The 21,358-nt window shown below is 50.5% G+C and carries 15 protein-coding genes; 9 read left to right on the forward strand and 6 right to left on the reverse strand.

Annotation, left to right across the window (positions count from 1 at the left end):
* Positions 1-46: 46 nt before the first annotated feature.
* Positions 47-334, reverse strand: coding sequence for a co-chaperone GroES (locus METH5_RS0109110; RefSeq protein ID WP_029148210.1), 288 nt, complete (start codon positions 332-334; stop codon positions 47-49).
* A 239-nt stretch (positions 335-573) separates the two neighbouring features.
* Between METH5_RS0109110 and METH5_RS0109115 the strand changes: the two genes are divergently transcribed.
* A complete protein-coding gene (locus tag METH5_RS0109115; protein WP_029148211.1) occupies positions 574-861 on the forward strand; it encodes a hypothetical protein in 288 nt (95 codons plus the stop codon).
* A 38-nt stretch (positions 862-899) separates the two neighbouring features.
* On the opposite strand, the gene METH5_RS0109120 is transcribed toward METH5_RS0109115, so the two are convergent.
* The 3 genes from METH5_RS0109120 to METH5_RS0109130 form a co-directional block, all read right to left on the reverse strand.
* Positions 900-1,697 (reverse strand): PEP-CTERM sorting domain-containing protein, encoded by a 798-nt coding sequence (locus METH5_RS0109120; protein ID WP_232411000.1) that lies wholly within the window; start codon positions 1,695-1,697, stop codon positions 900-902.
* Between the two features lie 338 nt (positions 1,698-2,035).
* Positions 2,036-4,150 carry a TonB-dependent siderophore receptor gene (locus METH5_RS0109125; protein WP_029148213.1) on the reverse strand — a complete coding sequence of 705 codons (2,115 nt, stop codon included), beginning with the start codon at positions 4,148-4,150 and terminating at the stop codon, positions 2,036-2,038.
* 156 nt (positions 4,151-4,306) lie between these two features.
* A complete protein-coding gene (locus tag METH5_RS0109130; protein ID WP_029148214.1) occupies positions 4,307-5,143 on the reverse strand; it encodes a hypothetical protein in 837 nt (278 codons plus the stop codon).
* Between the two features lie 606 nt (positions 5,144-5,749).
* Between METH5_RS0109130 and METH5_RS0109140 the strand changes: the two genes are divergently transcribed.
* From METH5_RS0109140 to ada, 4 genes are all read left to right on the forward strand, one after another.
* The gene (locus tag METH5_RS0109140) at positions 5,750-8,074 is read left to right on the forward strand and encodes an FdhF/YdeP family oxidoreductase (protein ID WP_029148215.1); all 2,325 of its coding nucleotides are present in this window, start codon (positions 5,750-5,752) and stop codon (positions 8,072-8,074) included.
* Positions 8,064-8,390, forward strand: a complete 327-nt coding sequence (locus METH5_RS0109145; protein ID WP_029148216.1) for a hypothetical protein — start codon at positions 8,064-8,066, stop codon at positions 8,388-8,390. The genes METH5_RS0109140 and METH5_RS0109145 overlap by 11 nt, the downstream gene beginning before the upstream one ends.
* 70 nt (positions 8,391-8,460) lie before the next feature.
* On the forward strand, positions 8,461-9,897 hold the full coding sequence (locus METH5_RS0109150) for a PLP-dependent aminotransferase family protein (RefSeq protein ID WP_029148217.1): 1,437 nt from the start codon (positions 8,461-8,463) through the stop codon (positions 9,895-9,897).
* Between the two features lie 95 nt (positions 9,898-9,992).
* Positions 9,993-11,072: a bifunctional DNA-binding transcriptional regulator/O6-methylguanine-DNA methyltransferase Ada gene (gene ada, locus METH5_RS0109155; RefSeq protein WP_029148218.1), complete on the forward strand. Its 1,080-nt coding sequence runs from the start codon at positions 9,993-9,995 to the stop codon at positions 11,070-11,072.
* 37 nt (positions 11,073-11,109) lie between these two features.
* Here ada and METH5_RS0109160 read toward each other — a convergent pair whose 3' ends face one another.
* Both METH5_RS0109160 and METH5_RS0109165 read right to left on the reverse strand, forming a co-directional pair.
* A complete protein-coding gene (locus tag METH5_RS0109160; RefSeq protein ID WP_029148219.1) occupies positions 11,110-12,294 on the reverse strand; it encodes an EAL domain-containing protein in 1,185 nt (394 codons plus the stop codon).
* A 284-nt stretch (positions 12,295-12,578) separates the two neighbouring features.
* Entirely contained in the window at positions 12,579-14,489 is a 1,911-nt protein-coding gene (locus METH5_RS0109165) for a bifunctional diguanylate cyclase/phosphodiesterase (protein ID WP_029148220.1), read from the reverse strand.
* 371 nt (positions 14,490-14,860) lie between these two features.
* Between METH5_RS0109165 and METH5_RS0109170 the strand changes: the two genes are divergently transcribed.
* From METH5_RS0109170 to METH5_RS15230, 4 genes are all read left to right on the forward strand, one after another.
* Positions 14,861-15,361: an RNA polymerase sigma factor gene (locus METH5_RS0109170; protein WP_029148221.1), complete on the forward strand. Its 501-nt coding sequence runs from the start codon at positions 14,861-14,863 to the stop codon at positions 15,359-15,361.
* A 6-nt stretch (positions 15,362-15,367) separates the two neighbouring features.
* Entirely contained in the window at positions 15,368-16,393 is a 1,026-nt protein-coding gene (locus METH5_RS0109175) for a FecR domain-containing protein (RefSeq protein ID WP_232411001.1), read from the forward strand.
* A 158-nt stretch (positions 16,394-16,551) separates the two neighbouring features.
* A complete protein-coding gene (locus METH5_RS0109180) occupies positions 16,552-20,175 on the forward strand; it encodes a TonB-dependent receptor domain-containing protein (RefSeq protein ID WP_029148223.1) in 3,624 nt (1,207 codons plus the stop codon).
* 200 nt (positions 20,176-20,375) lie between these two features.
* Complete coding sequence (locus tag METH5_RS15230; RefSeq protein WP_029148224.1) at positions 20,376-21,296, forward strand: hypothetical protein; 921 nt, start codon at positions 20,376-20,378, stop codon at positions 21,294-21,296.
* The last annotated feature ends 62 nt before the right edge of the window (positions 21,297-21,358 follow it).

Here is a 21,358-nt window from a genome sequence, read left to right on the forward strand (position 1 = left end):
CAACAGAGGTCGCAACGCAGCAATCGCCCGTTGCAAGCTGTCAGAATTACTCAACAATCGCCATGATGTCTTCTTCACGCATCACCAGCAGCTCTTCGCCGTTGACTTTAACAGTCTGGCCAGAGTATTTGCCGAACAACACCTTGTCACCGACTTTTACGTCCAAAGGAATTGCTTTGCCGTTGTCGTCTTTTTTACCATTGCCAATAGCCTGAACCACACCTTGGTCTGGTTTTTCGGTTGCACTGTCTGGAATCACAATACCAGATGCGGTTGTGCGCTCTTCTGCGGCGCGTTTAACGATCACTCGATCGTGCAATGGACGAATACTCATGAATATCTCCTTGGCGTTTTCTTAAAGTGTTATGGGGTTGATAAGAGGTAAAGCTAAATAATCAAAGCGGTACACATTTTAGCACTCGCGCACCTTGATTGCTAATTGGGGGTTAGCTTTTTTAATTTCAAGAGCAAACACGCAAAATTTTTATGGGTATGCATAATGTCGTTTGCAATTTAACTTGAGATTTTTGCAATTCAAGTTGAGAGTGTCATTGCAATAAAATTGCATAAAGAATGGCTTCGGAATTGCTGGTCAATGCAGTCGAACATGGCAATCTGGCCTTCGGTTACGACGAGACCAGTACCCTGCTGGCAGAAGTACGATGGAACGACGCTATCGCCAGCCGCTTGCAACAACCGGATGATCGCCACCGGTTCATTCGCGTCGAAGTAAGAGGGGAAGCAGGCCGGATCATCTTCCTCATTACCTACCAGAGTCAGGCATTCGATGACGAGAAATATCTCAACTTCGACATACCTGCACGGTCGCGGTATGGCGATGTCCCGCAGCGAGTCGGGTAATCCGCACCTACAAAACTATGCAGGTGCGGAAAATTAAATCAGACTCTACGGCGACGAACTGTTGCGCCGATGACACCTAGGCCAGCCAGGAGCATGGCTATGCTCTCTGCTTCTGGCACTGGCGTCACCGAAACCACGTCAAAACTTAAGGTGGGTAATGCTTGCCCTTGTCCACCAGTGAAAATAATCATGCCCAAAGTGGCGGCGGTACTCATCAGATAAAATGAAGTCTCTTTGTTGGTGCCACTTGCTGATGCAGAGAGGATATCCGAGAAGAACGACGCGTCTGATGCAAGGCTATAGCTCAAGCTGACGTATCCGCTGCCACCAGCAGGCACGGCAAAGGTTTCCGAGGCCAGCAGTGAGCTGCTACCTGCCCAACTTTGTAGCGCTGCAGCGTTGCTGGCGTAGACTGGGTTGAGTTGGCGATCAGTCAGTGTGCCTTTTGACTGTGCCCAATCGTCATTGCCCATCCAGTAAATATCGAAAGTTCCAGAGCCAATGCCAAAGCGCGAGTTGTTCTGAACAGAGTATGAGGATGTAAAAGAGAGGCTGGCGTTGGCGACATTCCAGTTGCCAGCACCATAGGTGGTGTTTAGAGAGTCGACAATCGAACCGATATTAAAGCTGAAGGCTTCGTTGGCTGCTAACGCATTGCCACCGGTATTGGTCTTAGAAAGGCTGCCCTGGACGCCGCCTGCGCCACCGGCCCATCCCCAGCCATCGACGGTACTGTAACTTGAAAATATCATGTCGCTGGCCGTTGATCCCGCGCCGCCAGCCCCTCCGCTGCCCACAATCGAAATGCTCTCATGTGTCAGCGTCGCTGCACTCACATTTCCGATAAAGGTTGCGCTAAGCAACCCTAGAAGGATGGTTGGTAGATTTTTGTTCACCTTAAGACTCCTACGCGTTGTTGAGGAAATAAATGGGCACTTATAGTGTTCACCTGGATGCATTATACATATCGCTATATACGTGTGTATATAGCGATACCACCTGAGTTCTTTGCTTAGATTGCTTAGTTCTCTATGATTGTGGCAATGTAACGAAGCGGATGTTGACTAAATCGCCCAGAGTCGGGGTGTATACCGACCCGGCCCGGCCCGTAGATCGCTGGCATTCGAGAGGCCGAGATGCATCCCGATATAGGTCTTTATGAATAGAGGCTCTTCTAAAACTTGAACGTGACGCCAACCTCAGCATACCGACCTGGGGCAACAAGAAATGCCGCTGTGTAATATTGTTGATTGAACAGGTTTAGCACCTTGACGTAGTAGTCGTTATTTCCCACGGTCTTATTGACCTTCAAATCAACCACGTGGTAACTCGGCAAATTTTGGGTTCCGAAATAAGTAGCGACCCCATTAACCACGTTAGTATAATTTCCATCACTACTGGCGTTGCCGCTACCCTGGCTATACATGCTTCTCACCGGCCCAACATAGTTTACGTTCACATGTGCGGTGAAGCCGCTCCCGGTGTAGTTGACGCCATATGAGAATTTACGCAATGGAATATCGGCCACTTGCAATTTCATCGCCGTGTCATAAGCATTCGTATAAGAGTAGTTTGCAAAAGCCCTAATGCTTTCGCCAATCGTTTGGCTAAATTCCGCCTCGTAGCCCACCATTTCAACTTCGGGTATGTTGAAGTACTGGGTGTGCCCGCCACCACCGCCTGCACCTTTGATCATGTTCGTAATGCGTCGGTTGAACCCCGTCAGGCCGAACCTCAATCCAAAGTCTGTTGAAGCTTCTACCCCCACTTCACGATTGAGACCTACTTCTGGCACAACAGTAGCACCAAAGTAAGGAATAATCGTTCCTCCGCTATTCAGCGGAGTCAGTGCGGGTGCAGATCTCTCCATCGCGGTGGGGGCTCTGAAACTCTTACCGATTGAAGCACGCAATGCAATACTTTCGATTGGCCTGAAATTCAAAGCCAACACTGGATCGTCTGATGAGTACACACCTTTCTGCTCTTTATTGGCTGGTCTCGTCCATGTGACGTTCTTGACGGCGACATGATCTTCGACTTCATTGTGCCTAAAGCCTAAGCTCATACTGAGTTGGCGGGTGACATTCCACACGTCTTGCAGATAATAACTTTTGGCTGTGTAATTGTAGTCGCCACTGGCATAGGTCACCGGAGAAGTGCCTGGTGGCAGAGGGGTTTGCTCCTCAAAGCGCCGTCTTTCTTCTGTATATCCCCAAGTGGCTGTATTGGCATTGCCGATCCTGATCGTGTGTTGCAGTTCATAGCCAGTGGTATTGCCACTCCAATCTATACGCTGGAAACCGGATGTTGTGAGCAAACTATTTAATTCGGATCGATAAAGCTTCAAGCTGATATCGTTATTTTCGTTCAGTTTCTGATTGTATACAGAACCCAAATATGACTCCTTGATGGGGTCATATCCCCAGTCATAAGTGGGACCACCACCGGTGGCGCCACCGCCGAAATAATTGTTTTGCATCGTCAGTGTACTGCCCCCACCGGGATACCCCACACGAGTCGTTGCGTTATATCGGTTCGGCAATTGCCTCGTCGTTTCCGAATACGATCCGAACACAGTAAGGGAAGCTTCCGGGTTGATATCCCACTTCAGTTTTCCGTTGAGGTAGTGCGCGTCTTCGGCTGTATGGCTTTTAAAGCCTCCGATATTGTTCGGATTGTCGTCATAACCGTCTGTGCTGCTCATCTTCGCGCCAAGGTAGTAGCTGACATTTTCGGTGCTGCCGGCCAGCGAGGCGGAATATATTTCTGACCCCCAACTTCCCCTGGCCAGCCCCACCGAGCCGGAAAGTTTTCCGCTGGCATTTTTTGTTGTGATGAATATCACGCCACCGGGCGCATTGCTGCCGTATATGACGGGAACAGGCCCCTTGAATATTTCGATTTTCTCAATGTTGTCAGTGGGGATGATAGACAAATCGATTCTTGCGTCTCCGCCGCCGTTGATCATCACCCCATCGATAATGACCTTGGTGCTATTGGCATCGCTACCGCGTATCTGCGACACCTTTCGGCCCTTCACATTGCTGCCAGTTACGTATAGACCTGCGACATCCTTCACGGCTTCATCTACTGTTTGAGCTCCCTTGGCCTTGATCTCCTCTGCCGTCACAACCGTTGTTTTCACGGGGATTGCTAGTGGATTTAATTTTTTACCCGTCACTACGACATCAGGCAGCTCTATAGGGTCAGCACCCGTGCTACCTTCCTCTGCGGCGGGCAAAGCACAGGCGAAAGCCAGCATGGCCGTAAGAAAAAAAATTTGATACATTTCACGAAATCGCTCCCTACGCGAAGTGAGTGCTTATACGAGCGTGATGAACGAAATTGATGCGTGTCAGCTGCCAGTGCAAGGCCGTGATCACGGCAACGCGCTCATAGAAGTCCTGCCGATCGGCATGGTGCCGTTGTGCGGGCATGCGCTGTGTCACGGCCGCGCCGGCAGCGGGAACACCCAAGGGCCGCCAGCTTCTTTGTCGGCAGCCACCAGATCGGCTTGGCCAGCGGGGCTGACGAGGTAATCTGCAAGTTGCCGGGCAAGTTCACGTTGGCGTGTATTTGCTGGGTGGCGAGGCCCTGGCTCAACCACCACATACACCCGGCGCATGGCCGGATCACCCTTGAGCAACACCGCCATGCCTTTGCTCGGCATCTTGCCGAAGGCCACAGGGATGTGGCCAACCACCGCGTAACCATGCTTATCGGCTGCGGAGCGCAGCACCTGCTGGGGCGACTCGGCATCGTCGTATAACTGCTGGCGCGGCCCCGGCCGCAGGCCAAGCGAACGGAAGAGGCCGTGCACGATGCCAAAGCTACCAGGGTCACGGAAGCCGATCAGGGGCGCGTCGGCGGCTACGATACGGCGCATGGCCTCGGCGGCATCCGGTGCTTCGGCCACCTTGGCTGGATCATCATTGGGCCCGACGATCACATGCTCGTTCATTGCCCAGGCACGCAACGGCGCAGCCACACCGGTAGCTAACAGGCCGTAGGTCTCATCGCTGCCATGAATCAGCAATAAATCGGCCTCACCATCGCGAAAGATGGGCACCACGCCTTCTTTGGGCGCCGCAGCCACAGTCTCGATCACAAGGCCGGTTGCCTTGCCGGCTCGCTTGGCAAGGGCGGGCCAGACGCCCGAAAGCACCAGCCCGCCTACCACGGCCACTTTGACCCGGGTCTCGGCAGTCGTATCCTGTGCTGCTTCACTCGTTGCCAAGCAAAGCGCCAGCAAGATGGCAAGATACCCGCGGCAAGATTTCATGGACTATCCTTTTTTGAAAGTGGTTTCCGCCTGAATGGTGGACCGTAATATACGTCAGTATATAGCGAACGTCGCATAATACTATTGAGGCATATGCAAATCCAGTGCCAGATGGTCAATGGCCTATTTTTCAGTGTCGTAGAGAGGTGATGTATAGATGAGGTGATGTATTAGGCATACCTGTGGCCACAATAGTCGTGGCTAAAGGATCAAACTTTCAACTTATGCTGGGTTATATCTCAACTTGAATGACAAATGGCTTGAAATAGGCCTTTGCAAGACTTTTTCTAAGTCTTTGATTTATATTGATGTTGAATCTTGAGTTAAATGACCGACGACATATGCCTAAAGTAATCGGTGCCGTTGACGAAATTAAGACCAAGGCTTCGAAAGTAAAAGCTAGCCAGTCAATTTTGATGAAGAAAACCGCATAAACATTGGCATTTGTACTTTTTTAACACGCAACTGTACCCTAAAAATTATGCGTTTCTGTGTCTGGTTTAGTTGCACTGGCTGCCTTACGATGACAAGCATCGTTATTCCGTATTTATACGCTGGCTAAATTTTTATACAGGCCAGTCTATCATCTGCACAGCAGTAGGACATATGTCGCAATCCAAAGCCTCTATCAAGCCGTATCATCATCCAGCCGCCGGTTGGGGTGCGTTAAAGCAAGTGGCTGCGCAGCTTGCGCTGCAAAAAATCCCGGTGAAAGGCATCATGACCTTGCTGGCGCAGAACCAGCCGGATGGGTTTGATTGCCCGGGCTGCGCCTGGCCGGATAAAGAGCACACTTCTACTTTTGAGTTTTGTGAAAATGGCGTGAAGGCAGTGGCGGCGGAGGCGACTGCCAAACGCACGCCGCCTGCATTTTTTGCCAAGCACACGGTGACTGAGCTTATGGGATGGGGCGATTTTGAGTTGGAGAATGAAGGCCGGTTGACGCACCCGATGCGCTATAACGCCGTCACCGACAAGTATGAAGAAGTCTCTTGGGACGGCGCGTTTGCGTTGATCGCTGAGCATTTAAATGCCTTGGCTAACCCAAATGAAGCGATTTTTTACACCTCTGGCCGTGCGGCCAATGAGGCGGCTTTTCTTTACCAGTTGTTTGTGCGCGAATTCGGCACCAATAATTTCCCGGATTGTTCTAACCTTTGTCATGAGTCGACCAGCATGGCCTTGCCGCCAACAGTAGGCATAGGCAAGGGCTCGGTCACTTTGCATGACTTTGAGCATGCTGACACTATCCTGATTTTTGGCCAGAACCCGGCCACTAACCATCCGCGTATGTTGGGTGAGCTGCGCGAAGCGGCCAAACGTGGTGCGCGTATTGTGGCGATTAACCCATTAAAAGAGCGTGGCCTGGAGCGTTTCGCCGACCCGCAAAGCCCGTTTGATATGCTGTCTTTTAAAGGCAGTAAAATCAGTGATTTGTTTATCCAGCCAACCTTGGGTGGTGACCTGGCGCTGATTAAAGGCATGATCAAATTTGTGATTCAGTGGGATGACGAGGCGGTCAAACATGGCGCCGAACGTGTGGTAGATATTGAGTTTATCGAGCAGCATACCAATAATTTTGCAGCGATTGCCGAGGATGCGCGCCAGGAAAACTGGGATGTGATTGTGGCAGAGTCAGGCGTGCCATTGGCGCAGATTGAGGAAATCGCCCGCATTTATGCTACCGGTGACCGTGTGATTGCCACTTGGGGCATGGGCATTACCCAGCACAAACACGGCGTCGCTACGATTCAGACCTTGGTCAACCTGATGTTGTTGCGCGGCAATATTGGCAAAGAAGGCGCCGGCCTGTGCCCGGTGCGTGGCCATAGCAATGTGCAGGGCAACCGCACGGTGGGCATTTATGAAAAGATGCCGGTGGAGTTTCTCGACAGCCTGGAACGCGTGTTTGACATTAAAGTGCCGAAAACACCAGGCTACGATGCCGTGGCAGCGATCCAGGCCATGATAGATGGCAAAGCCAAAGTATTTTTTGGCCTGGGTGGTAATTTTTCAATTGCCACGCCAGACACTGACCGCACCTGGGAAGGTATGCGCAATTGCGATTTGACTGCGCATGTGACCACTAAACTGAACCGCAGCCACCTGGTGCATGGCAAAGAGGCGCTGATATTGCCATGCCTGGGCCGAACCGAAATTGATACGCAAGAAACCGGTGCGCAGGGCGTGACCGTGGAAGACTCCATGAGCATGGTGCATATCTCTTACGGCATGAACAAGCCTGCGTCACCACATTTGCTCTCCGAGCCGGCGATTGTGGCGCGCCTGGCGCATGCCACGCTCAAGCAGAGCAAAACACCCTGGTTGGACTACATTAAGGATTACAGCAAGATTCGCGATGTGATCGAACAGACCATGCCAGTGGCATTTAAAGATTACAACGAGCGCATCAAACGGCCTGGCGGTTTTCGTATGCCCGTGCCTTCTAGCGAACGCATCTGGAACACGCCCTCTGGCAAGGCCGAGTTTACCTTGCAGGCGATTCCGCAAAACTCGCCTATCCACCAGGCGCGTGAGCAATATGGTGACCAGTTGTTCGTGTTGATGACCACCCGTTCGCATGACCAGTACAACACCACTATTTATGGCATGGATGATCGCTATCGTGGTGTGTTTGGTCAGCGCCGCGTGGTGTTTATGAACCCGCTGGATATTGCGCGTATGGGACTGGCGGCAGGTGATTGGGTCAATCTGGTCAGCGTGTGGCAAGACGGCATTACCCGTCGCGCAGATAAATTTCTGGTGGTGTCTTACGATATTCCACCCGGCTGCCTGAGTGGCTATTACCCCGAAACCAATAACCTGGTGCCGCTGGAAAGCGTGGCCGACCTTTCGCGCACGCCAACCTCCAAGTCTATTCCGGTGATGCTTGAAAAAACCACTGCGCCAGAGGTAGCCAATGCTGCTTGAGAACGACCAGGCCGCGTTGCATGATGAAGCGTTGGTGCAAGAGGGCTTTATTGCTGACTATGTTGCCCTGGATAACAGCACCGTGCTGATGCTGGGCATCTTGGAGTTGCTGCATGCCGAGCATGAGCAGGGGCGGGCGCAAGTGTCGCTGGCTGTGATCTGTAAGCGCCTGGGTGTGCGCATGAGCACCTTACAACGGCTGATGACTGCCTTAAGTGAACAAGCGCTGGTGATTGTTTCCACAGACAAAGAGCGTCTGGTGGCTGCCTTAACGCCAAGCGGCGAAGAAGTTTCGCTGGCGTTGCAGGCAGCCTAAATCTTCAACGGCCGCCGAGCGGCCTGACGTATAATACAGGCATCGCAACCCCGCTCACAGCCTAGCCACCATGAAGCTTTATGTCTCGTTTGCTGCCCGCATACGTGCAATGATCGACGAAGGCGTGTTGCGGCCAGGTGACCGGATTTTTTCGGTGCGACAGGCCAGCCAAAAATACGAGCTCAGTATCAGCACTGTCTTACGCGCTTATTTGCTGCTGGAGCAAGAGGGCGTCATCAGCAGCCATCCGCAATCAGGCTATTACGTCACCCCGCGCAAACGCCTGCAACAGCGGCACGCATCACCGCTCGCTAAAGATATTAACCTGGCAGATATTGATGCCAGCAAGTTAGTGCTCACCACACTCAAATCTATCCGTGAGTTTGGCACCGTGCCGTTAGGCTCGCCGTTTCCAGACCCGCAGCTGTTTCCGCTTAAACGTATCCACCAATACGAAAAAGCCCTGACCGATGACGAAGGCGAGTGGGGTGTGCTGAGTGACTTGCCGCCCGGTAACGAAATGCTGCGGCAGCAAATTGCCCGCCGCTACCTGAGTCGCGGCATGGATGTGTCGCCGGATGATATTGTCATCACGCATGGCGCCACGGAGGCGATTACCCTTTGCCTGCAAGCCGTGGCCAAGGCCGGGGATAGCATTGCATTAGAGTCTCCAGGCTATTATGCGCTGGCCCATACCGTCGAGCGTTTGGGTATGAAGGTGGTTGAAGTGCGTACCGACCCCGAGTCTGGCATAGACCTCGATGCTTTGCGTGCCATGACCGATAATGTGCGTATTGCCGCGGTGATTCTCACCAGCAACTTTCAGAATCCACTCGGTTTTGTCATGCCGGAGGCAAAAAAACAGGCGCTGGTGGCGTTTTTGGCCGAGCAACAAATTCCGCTGATTGAAGACGATGTTTACAGTGAGTTGTATTTCAGTGACGAGCCGCCACTGCCTGCCAAGGCGTTTGACCATTTGGGCATGGTGCTGCATTGTTCCTCGTTTTCAAAATCGCTGGCACCTGGCTACCGGGTTGGCTGGACCAGTGCCGGGCGCTATCGTCAGGAGGTCGAGCGCCTGATGTTCCTCAATAGCCTGTCGTTGCCGTCGGCGCCGCAAATTGCGATTGCCAAGTTTATGCAACGCGATAGTTTTGAGCAGCATCTCAAGCAATTGCGGCATACGCTACGCTCGCAATATGTGCTCATTTGTAATGTCATTGAGCAAAGTTTTCCGGCAGGCACGCAGCTGTCTGTGCCCAAGGGCGGTTATGTTATTTGGGTAAAGCTGCCGCCCAGCATAGATGCACTTGAGCTGTATCGTGCCGCCATTAATAACGGCATTACCGTCGCCCCCGGCACTATTTTTTCACGCAAAAAAGAGCTCACCCACTATATCCGCCTGAATTTCAGCCACCTGTGGACAGTGGCTATCGAGCAAGCGGTACGTGATGTTGGCGCGCTGGCGTGTGAGATGCTGGCCGCCAGAAAAGCAGATATAGAGTGAGCGCCTTGCGCGTCTGGTGAATTCAATCGCAAGCATCGGAGTGTTTATATGTGCATGATCTTGTATCTTTGAGGTATTGAGTGGAGATCACAGACATGGCCATTGCAACCAGCAACCATCTACAAGCGCAGCGCACGATACATGATCCGCGTTGGCAGCAAGTCCTTTCCCGTGATGCACAGGCAGATGGGACATTCTTTTATTCGGTAAAAACCACCGGCGTGTATTGTCGGCCATCATGTGGGGCCAGGCAGGCGCGCCCGGAAAACGTGGCTTTTCACACCACCAGTGCCGCCGCCGAGGCTGCTGGTTTCAGGCCGTGTCAGCGCTGCAAGCCTGACCAGGCAACATTGGCAGAAACCTCTGCCGCCAAAGTGGCGCTGGCCTGCCGTTTGATTGAGACAGCCGATACCAGCCCCAGTTTGGCACAATTAGCGGACCATGTTGGTGTTAGCCGCTTTCATTTTCACCGGCTGTTTAAGTCGGTGACCGGCTTGACGCCCAAGGCGTATGCCTCTGCACACAAGGCGCAGCACATGCGCCAGAAACTTGCCGCCAACATGAAGATCACCGATGCTATTTATGAGGCTGGTTACGGCTCGACTAGCCGCTTTTATGACGCTGCCAGTCAAGCGCTGGGCATGCAACCTTCTCAGTATCGGCATGGCGGCAGGCAGGCGCAGATACATTTCGCCCTGGCGCAGTGTTCGCTGGGTGCGATTCTGGTGGCTAGTAGCGCCAAAGGTGTGTGTGCCATTTCGATTGGCGATGAGCCAGAGCCCTTGCTGCGTGCGTTGCAGGACAGGTTTTCCGCAGCCGAACTGATTGGTGGTGACCCCGGCTATGAGTCATTGGTGGCGCGCGTGATTGCTTTTATAGAATCGCCCAAACTGGGGTTGGATTTGCCGCTGGATGTACAGGGGACGGTATTTCAACAGCGGGTATGGCAAGCGTTACGTGAGATCCCCAGCGGCACGACCGTGACCTATAGCGAGCTTGCCAGCCAGATTGGTTTTCCCAAGGCCGTACGGGCCGTTGCCAGCGCCTGTGCCGCCAATACGCTAGCGGTGGCGATTCCTTGCCATCGTGTGATTCGCCAGGACGGCGCCCTGTCTGGTTATCGCTGGGGCGTGGCGCGTAAACAAGCACTGCTTGCCAAAGAAGCGGCAGACTGAAAACATCTGGCACCTGCAGCAAGGCGCATACGCATGTTTAAAACTGGTTGTTCCACTGCGCCAGCCAGGTTTTGGCGGTTGATTGGTCCATGGGTCTGGCAAAATAATAGCCTTGCGCATAGCGGCAGCCCAACTCGCGCAAGCCGATGGCGGCGAGGGTGTTTTCAACGCCTTCGGCGATGGTTTCCAGGCCCAGGCTTTCTGCCAGTTTAAGCGTAGAGGCCACCACTTTTCTCGATTTTGACGAGGTCTCCATGGTGGTGACAAACGATTTGTCTATTTTAAGCTCGGTAAATGGTAGCTTGGCTAATTGCGCCATCGAGGAGTAACCAGTACCAAAATCATCAATGCTCAGCTTAAAGCCTTCTGTTCTCAGGTGCGACAGAATATGTTGTGCCTCTTCAGGGTCATGCATGGTGGCGGTTTCTGTGAGCTCTAAAATGACTCGTTCTGGCGCCAGTTCAAAGGTCTGGCTGGCATTGATTAGTGCGGTGTTGAGTAGCTGGTTTTTAATGCTTTTTGCTGATATGTTTAAAGAAAATGTCAGCGTTTTGCTGAGTGATCGAATAAAGTTAAAGCCTGATGCAATCACTATTTGGGTCAGTTGGTCAATTTGGCCGGTTTTTTCGGCCACGGGAATAAACAGTTCTGGCAGCTTGATGCCCAGTGCCGGGTGCGTCCAGCGCAGCAAGCCTTCAAAACCGATGACTTTGCCAGTAAATAACTCTATCTGTGGTTGATAAAACACGCTGAATTGATCGTTGCGGATGGCGTCATCAATGGTTGAGGCATCGACAATGAAAGACTGCGCGCTGGTATCGCTGCTGGTGTGTGCATGTACATCTACCGATACCTGGTCTGTGAGCAGGTTTCTTAAAATGTGCTGGTGAAAGGGTTGGTAGAGAATGCCGCGGATATTCAGGTTATGTTCGATAGCCGCGAGTTGTGCGGCGGGCAGGGTGTCTGTGCCTATGCCGCTGGTTAAGATAATGGATGATTGGCAGTCTAGTTGCGCCAGTGTCTTGAGCACTTCTATGCCGTTGATGCTGGGCATGACAATATCAATCGCCAGATGTGTGGGCTTCCAGGCTAAAAATGCATCTATAAACAGGCTGGCGTCTTCCAGTATCCTCACCTCAAATCCCAGGTTTCTGGCTTCACTGGCGATGACGCTGGCGTCTTGCGCATCATCATCCAAGATTAAAAGAGTGCTTGTACGCATTGAGCGACCTCCTTACTGATTTGGTTAAAATCTGACGGATAGATCTCTGCTTGAGGTAAACCGGGCGCTGCAACCTCTGAATTACAAACCTGAGCGCTGCTCAGCCAGCCATGCATAACATCACCATGGCTATGGCAGCGGCAAATATGGCTGAGAACATTGATGTTAATATAATTTTGAGGCCAGTTGTATTTTCTTATCCACTTTTAAGGGAGTGCGTTCTGATGCCTAAAGTTCAGAGTCTGGCACAGATGGCGTGGTTGCAACGGCTGCCGGGCGGCCGTTTAGCGCGTGGTTGCGAGTGTGGTTTCGGTTAAATATGCTTGGATGTGCTCTTTAGGCATGGGCTTGGCAAAGTAGTAGCCCTGAATTAACTGGCAGCCCATGGCCTGCAAAAAACGCACCTGGCTTTCGGTTTCTGCCCCTTCGGCCACACATTCCATATGCATGCCATGACAGAGTGCCAAAATTGAGCGCACGATGGTTTGGCTGGTGGTATTGGTTTCAATATCTTTGACAAAACTGCGGTCTATTTTTAATTTGTCTAGCGGCAGGTTTTGCACGTGGCTGAGACTAGAATAGCCGGTGCCAAAATCATCCAGCGCAACTTTCGCGCCCGCCTGGCGCAGCAGGCCAATGTTTTCCCTGGCCGTTTCAAAGTCTTGCAGCAAGGCGGTTTCAGTAATTTCAAACACAAATCGGTCGGGGCCGAGCTGGCTGCTTTGCATCATACCTATCAGCGCTTTAATCACGGCCTGGTTGGTGACGTCGTAGGCAGAAAGGTTAAAAGACAGCCGCATGTTTGCTGGCCAGGTGGCCATTTCTATCATCGAGCGGCTAAACATCAGCTTGGTAATGTCGGCAATCATGCCCAGGCTTTCAGCCACCGGGATAAACATCGCGGGTGACACCGCACCTATGGTTGGGCTTTGCCAGCGCGCCAGGCTCTCAAAGGCGCATACTTCGTTGGCTTCCATATCTATAATCGGTTGAAACACCGGGTAGAGCTCGGTGTGGATATCTGCGGTACGCAAGGCCTGATCTATGCGGTTGAGGTGCATACGCTCTTTTTCGAGCGTTTCGGAGTAGATTTCGAGGTTGCCGCGGCCGGTGCGTTTGACATGATACAAGGCAAAATCGGCATGTTCGTACAAGGTTTGTGCCGACGCGTGGTTGTCACAGACGATGCAGGCGCCCATTGACGCTTTCACGGTCATGAGCAGGCCATCAATGCTAATTGGTTGTGAAATGGCCTGGTTAATGTCTTGTGCCACTTGCTTGAGCGAGCGGTGGTCATCATCGGTCACCAAATGAAACGCAAACTCATCGCCGCCCAGACGGTAAAAGCGAACCTGCTCAGGCCTGACCTGTGCCAGCCGTTTGCCAACCTCCATCAGCACCAGGTCGCCAATATGGTGCCCATGCACATCGTTGACCGGTTTAAAATTATCGAGGTCTAGAATGCCAACGGCAAAACATTCATTAGTTTGCCTGGCCAGTGCTAACTGTTGCTCCACTTGCACAAAAAACTGTCGCCGGTTGGGCAGTTGTGTCAGTACATCCTGATTAGCCAGGCGCTGGTTATCTTTTAATAACGCCTGTGTTTCATGGGTGGCATTGACCCATTTATCAAACATGGAGGTGCTGCCGCGCATGGTGATCAGCATGCCAACCTCAAACACCATAATCAGCAGCGTCATTAAATGAGCATGCTCAAAGTCGCCACGGTAAATGCAAGCAATGGCCGACGAAATCATCAGCAGGTTATAAGCGTAAGCCGCCGGGCCCAGCTTGCTCAAAATAAAGGCAAAGCAGAAACCGTAGAGTGTGTTGTGAAAAATAAGAAAGTAGTGGCCGAAGGTGTCTGTGAGCGGGTAGAGGTAAACGCTACGCCAAAAGGTGAAAAATCCGGCAAGAATAAAGACGATGGAGGCGATCTCCAGTCGTTTGCGTATTTTTTCGATCGACGGTCGTTCGTCGCGATGCCAAAACCAATACAGCAGCAGGCTAAACCCGATCAGCATCCTGAGCACGGGGGTGGCGACCGAGAGTGACCAATGCACCTGATCATTTAAAACGATCATTTGAATGCTGAGCGCACTCAGCGCCGTGAAAATGGCGACAGGCACATCTTCAAGCAGGCTGTTGTAGCGTGCTCTCAACACTTCATGGCTGGTCGTTTTGAAGAATGACATTGATTTTTTAGACTAATTATTGTCTTTTAATGACCCAATATTAAGCATGCGCGGGTGGTTTTGATCCGCTAAACACAGCGCAATAAGCTTTCCAATTATGGCTTTGGTCCGGCCACAAAAGCTGGCAGCCGTGTGTGAGCAGCGGCGGTAGGTTGCAGCGTTAGCCTGAGCGCCATTTTACTTTTATTTCAATGTAATCAAGTGGTTTATAGCAGCCAATTTTTTAAAAAGTGGTTGAAATAAACCGACTCTATTTGCCTGTTTTTAAACGCATTGACATTTTTTAATTGAGAATCAATCTCTTATTGAATCGCGTAGTGATGGCATGTGTTTTGCAAACAATCAAATAATTCAAAGTAGGGTGGTGAAATATGAGCGAAACACTGGCTTGGTGCGGCATTGATTTAACGTGGGCTTACACCGACGTCTTGCGTCGTATTGGCCGTCGTACGGCTTGTGTGCAGCGCGCTAAAGATATTTTGCACGACGCACTGGTATTTTTTGCCGTGTCCAGCCATCCTGCCCGTGAAGAGTCGCCGCAAGCCTACTTAAATGGCATCGTTAACCATTTGCTGGTGGACGAATTTCGCTATCGCACACGGTTTGTCGATGAAGACCAGATTGACGAAGCCGCGCTGATTTTAGACTGCACGCCAGAGCAATTGTATGAAACGCGGCAAAAGCTGCATCATTTGCAGCGCGTGGTCGATTTATTGCCAGAAAAGTGCCGTCAGGTGTTTTGGCTTTATCACGTCGATGACATGAAGCAACGCGAAATTGCCCAGCAGCTGGAGATCAGCACTAATATGGTTGAGAAGCACCTGATCCGCGCCATGCTCGATATCCGCGCGTTTCAACAGGCCATTAACTAAGCGCCTATGTCTAAATCGCTCACGCCCAAATCGCAAACATTGAGTGAAATGGCCGCACGCTGGTATCTGCGTATGCGTGAGCACGCACATCACCAGCGCGCCGCCGAGCAACATGCGTTTGAGCAATGGCTGGCTGACGATCCGCTGCACGCCACAGAATATGACAGTATTGCCCGTGCCATGCGTCAACTTGATTCGCCCGAGAGCCTGTCAACGCTGGCAGATGCTGCCGAGCAACATGCTTTTTTGGCCAACGAGGCCCGCCGCAAAGCCAAACAACGCCGTGTTGCACAGCTCATGGTGGTGGCGTTTATGTGTGTGGCAGGCTTTTTCTCGCATCAGCAATACCAGGTTTGGCAAGCAACCCCGGTGATGCAGCTGGCGGCGCAAAATCCAGTGGGGCAAATCGTCATTAAAACACTGGATGACGGCACTAAAGTCACACTCAGCGCCAAGAGTGATATGGAAGTCACCTATTATCGCCACCAGCGTCATGTGCTGCTCAAAGAAGGCGAAGCTATTTTTGAGGTGACCAAAGACCCGGAGCGTCCGTTTGTGGTTGAAACCGATACCGCCAGAATCACCGTCCTCGGCACGCGTTTCGCCGTCAATCGCTTGCAGCAAGTGGTGCGTGTGAGTGTCGATCACGGCCGAGTTAAAGTAGAACCCAAACTGGAGAGCGGCGAAACGATGCCTGAAAGCCAGGCGCCGATTTCGCGTGAAATCACCAATGGGCAAGTGGCCGAGGTGTACCCCAACCACGCCATGGTGCTGGTCAACCGCCCGGCCTCAGATGCCTTTGCCTTTCTCAAGGGTCGCCTGGTGTTTGACCGTGCCGATACCAGTGAAATTGCCTACACCGTTTCGCGCTACAGGCAAAAACCGGTGCAATCGCAAGGCAGGCAAGTGCGCAATATTTCTGCGGATATTAATATCCAGGATATTGACCAGTTTTTACGCGGCCTGCCTAATATCGCCGCAGTTAAGCTGCAAGAAACGCCGCAATATACACTGCTTAACTCCCAGCACTAACTCATATCCCCCAGGCGCTTTTATAGGCGCCTTTTTTGTTCGCCTCGGTTATTACTTCCTTTCTTCACCCAATGCCTTTTTGTTTTAAATGTAAAGTTAGGTTAACAACATCAGGTTTTTGCTGCGCTCACAGATGAGTCTTAGTACAGGAGAAATCTGTGAATACATATAAGAAAATAAATAGAAGAGGAATACACACTGCGTTAACTGCCTTGAGCTTCATGGCAACGCAACCGGTGTGGGCAGAAGCACTAAATACCCAATTGCCAAAGCAGCAAGAGGAGAGCTTTGGCGTGCCTGTGAATGTGAATATTCCAGCACAACCATTGGCCAATTCATTGCATGATCTCGGCAAAGCCACCGGCATGAATATCTCATTCCCCAATGACGTTGTTTCCGGTAAAACCGCGCCAGAAGTGCGTGGCCGCATGACGCGCAAAGAAGCCCTGCAGCGCGTGTTGGGGGAGAGCGGCCTTGTGCCCAAAGCTGAAGGCAATAATATTTTTATCCAAAAACCGCCCAAAGATGAAAAGAAAGACCTGCAACTGGATAAAGTTGAAGTGCGCGCCAAACGCTTTTATGAAGTTGGCCCGCTGCCTGGCTTGGGGCTAACCAAAGAAGAAATCCCCGGTAACGTGCAAAGCATTAGTGCCAAAGAGATTAAAGAAGCGCACGCGCTTAGTATCACAGATTTGATGAACCGCAAGTTGCAATCAGTCACCGTGAATGACTACCAAGGCAACCCGTTTCAAATGGATGTGCAATACCGTGGTTTCACGGCAGGTCCGCAGATTGGTACGCCGCAAGGTTTATCTGTGTTTATTGATGGTATTCGTGTGAACGAGCCGTTTGGTGACGTAGTGAATTGGGACATGCTGCCGATGAATGCATTGGCCAGTGTAGACGTATTCCCTGGTTCTAATCCAATTTTTGGATTGAATACTTTGGGTGGTGCTTTCTCACTTAAAACAAAAGACGGCTTTAATAATGCAGGTGCCGACGTTGATATTCTCACTGGTTCATTTGGTCGTAAACAATTACAACTGGAAGGTGGCTGGAATAACGGCGAGGTTGCTTTGTTTGGTGCGGGCAACTTCTTTTTGGAGGATGGCTGGCGGCAGAACTCACCTAGCCGCGTCAATCAGGGCTTTGCTAAGGCGAGTTTCAGAGGGGACAAGCTTGACTTGAGCCTAAGTACATTGTTAGTGCAAACGAAACTCACAGGGAATGGATTGTTGCCCAGCGAAATGTATGCTCAAGATCCTACCAGTATTTTTACTGGCCCTGATAAAACGACTAATAACCTTGCTCAGTTTCAATTATCAGGTGCATTTCAGGCCACAGAGACTTTTAGTGTTACTGGCCAGGTTTATCGCAGAAATAGCCGTCGTCATCAGGTGGGGGCGGATGTATTCACCGGTATTGATGATGGGGCGCTCGCGCGTCGCATTCCTTCATCTACAGAACAATATACTTGCTTATTTGCAAGTAGCGCGAATAACAAGTATGGCGTGCCAGATTATGTGGTCGTTCCAGTTCAGGAAGACAGTCCAGGCTCTGGTACATATGATTCATTTAGTAATCAGTTTGTTTTAGATGCATTAGGTGGGCTTCCAGACTTAACTATAAATGCCAGCGACCCAACTGGCCACAACTTAGCTAACTACTCAGATGCAGTATTTAATGCTGAAGTGCCTGAATATTATGCAAATGTTTTGAAATATCAATACAGGTATTTTAGAAATTTGTGGGAGACGCAGATCTATAACAGAGAGTCAGAATCTGTGTCATCTATAGGGAGCTCTCCAGAGTTTAGCGGTACAACAGAAGGCGGAGAGGACTCTTATGCGCTTCAAGATTTTGTTGGGGGGGGGTCTTTTCCTGTAGCAGCACCCGGTGCAACCGTTTATTTTAATCTAGCTAACTATTACTACTCTACAGTTAATGGCGTTAATTATAAAAACTGGTTAATTCTGACAGCTCCCAAAAATTCTGATAATTGCGTTGCAACGCAGCTCCAGGATGCAACAACTAAAGACGGCGCTTTTTCCTATTTGGCGCCTAACTCTTCGGCAATTGCTACCGTGGATGGCGCTGGGAGTGGAACCGGTGGTGTGGTTTACGAAGTTGATCCCGATACTGGCAAGAAATACTACACACCAACTGCAATATTTACCGATAACCAGATAGATCAGATTACCAATGGTGCATCAGTACAATTCAACTGGCACCTTGATCATCATAAGGTGATGGTTGGTGCTTCTATCGATGCAGCAGATGCCACCTATGTCAATAAACAGCGTCTTGGATTGCTAGATGCAAGTCGTAATGCATATCTGGCACCAGATGATATCCACCCTATGTATGCTGGGGCGGATCAATGGGTCAGTAATAATGACTTTTCTGGCACACAAACAACCAAGAGTATTTATTTTAGTGAAACCTGGAGTCCGGTTGATGATTGGCACTTCAGTATGTCAGGCCGCTACAACGATACGCAAACAAAAAACAAGATTGCTGCGCGCCGTGGCATAGGTGCGTACGAGATCGGTGATGTCATTGGTTATCCTGATAGTTACAATATTTGTACTGACGCGGCTTGTACTGGCGTTTCCACACAATACACGACTCCGAGAATTGTTAATGCACTGGATAGTGCTGAAACAGAAAAGTTTAGGTTCAACTCGTTTAATCCACAATTGGGTGCCAGTTGGCAAGCCAGGCCTGATTTAAATATTTATGCCAACGTGGCACAGGGCACGCGTGTCCCCAGTGTGATCGAGCTGGGTTGTGCATTGGATCACAGGCCTTCAGGGGTGTTTCAAACGGATGGCAATGGCAATGTTTATGAAATACCCAAAAGTATTGCCGAGAATCGCCAATGCACCTTACCAACCACACTTTCAGGTGACCCTTATCTGCCGCAAATTAAAGCCACAAGTTATGAGCTTGGGGTAAGAGGCACCTGGGGTGAGAACACACAATGGAATGTCAATGCGTATCAAACTGACCTCAAAGATGATATCTATTTTGTGGCCATTGGTAACGGGCGTGGATTCTTTGACACTATAGGCAAGACCCGTCGCCGTGGGATTGAAGCAGGCTTTAAAGGGAATGTGGATCGCTTGCATTTTGGTCTCAACTACGGCCTCACCGATGCCACGTTTCAGAATGATTTCCTGATGTTTAGTGCTGACAATAGTAGTTCTAGAACTATCAGTACGCTAGGTGAAGGGGTGATTAATGTTAAACCAGGTGATCGTATGCCTGGCGTTTCGCTACATAACCTGAATGGGACGCTTGGCTACGACATCACCGATAGTTGGAATGTCGGGCTGACCATGGTCGCACACTCTGACAGTTTTCTGCGTGGTAATGAGAATAACGAGCATCAAGTGGGTGTTTCACGGACATTCACTGCCATTCGTCAGGTAGATGACGGGAGCGGGACTGGTACTACTAAATCGGAAGTTTATACGCGAACATTAGCGCCGACCACTAACCCAGGTAAGGCGCCCGGCTATGCGACCTTTAATTTACAAAGTAGTTATCGCTTTAACAAGGAGTGGACAGCCACCGTGCTCGTCACCAACTTGTTTGATAAAGAGTATTTTACGGCTGGTCGACTGGGTAGAAACCCATTTTCACCTAGCGTGTTAGGGAATATTGGGCCTGATGGATATAACCATAACTCAAATGATTGGCGCAGCACCAACTATATTGCCCCAAGCGCACCGCGAGGCATATGGTTTAGCTTGAATTGGCATTTTCAGCCTGATTAATACATGGCGGGAAAAAATCCCAATGAAAATTTGCGTGAATGTATTTAACTTCTGGGAAGTATCTAAAAGGGCATTTGTGACATGCCTTAATTAAATTTCCGCTATTTGCTTAGAACTTACGAGGGACTAAAAATGACGGAAATTCGGGATGCGGGCAGCCACAAATGCCTGCTCATTGTACCTTTTTCAAGGAGTAGAACATGAAAAAACTGATTTTGGCATTGGCTGTTTCGGGGCTTTATGCGATCAATACAACATCTGCTTTTGCGACAGGTCTTGTAGCGATTCCTGCCACGGGCTTTAGCGAGTCGGCTTATACCTTATGCAATACAACAGGTAATTTTGGCTCTAGTGTTTCAACAACACCCACAACAACTGCAAATAATACCTGTACGGTGTTCCCCGCAAATGAAGCTATCTCTCCAGTCGCGGGCTATACATTAATTGCATCAGTAAGTCGTAGTGCTGTGATTGGAGGAGTAACTATTGGGACAGTATCCGATCGTGTTTGGCGCAATGCAGCGCAAAACTCTTGTATTTTTGGTGCGAGATTTACCGCTGCAAGTGCTGACTGGGATGCAGGAACGGCAGGCACTCAGTATTTTGAAGTCAATGATATTGCACGAGGTGGATTTGGCAACTTATCTGTAAACGCAGGCTATTTTATGCAAGCAGCTAGTGCATCGCCAGTATATCGTATTGGGCGTACGTTTACCTCTGTTCAGCATCGCGCCCATGTTTATAACGGAAGTGCAGGCGATAAGCTTCTGCCTGGCGCTAACTACCTATCGTTACCTATCATTGGTGGTGCATTAACACTCGCAATTAATGGAGAGACTAGCAGTGTTTGGCCTGCATCGACCACTGCGGCAAAACAATCTGCGGCAATAAATGCGAATTGGATAGATTTTACATTGGAGTCAGTGTACTTGGAAAATTATGATTTAAGTTCCAGTCTTGTTTCGCCCATGGTCTATGTAGAGGCTGCATGTGACTCATCTAATGTCAATAGCTGGGCAAAGTCTGGGGCAATCAGACTCAGGCAAACGGGCCAAGAAGGGGAAGGTTTAGTGGAGATTTCAATCGATGGGTTTGCTCCACCTGGGGCAGTTTTACCATAACAACTTCACTTGAATATTTTTATAAAGCATTGGTGCTAGAAATTTGCCACACCCTGCTTAGA

Source organism: Methylophilus sp. 5 (genome assembly GCF_000515275.1).
Taxonomy (GTDB): Bacteria; Pseudomonadota; Gammaproteobacteria; order Burkholderiales; family Methylophilaceae; genus Methylophilus.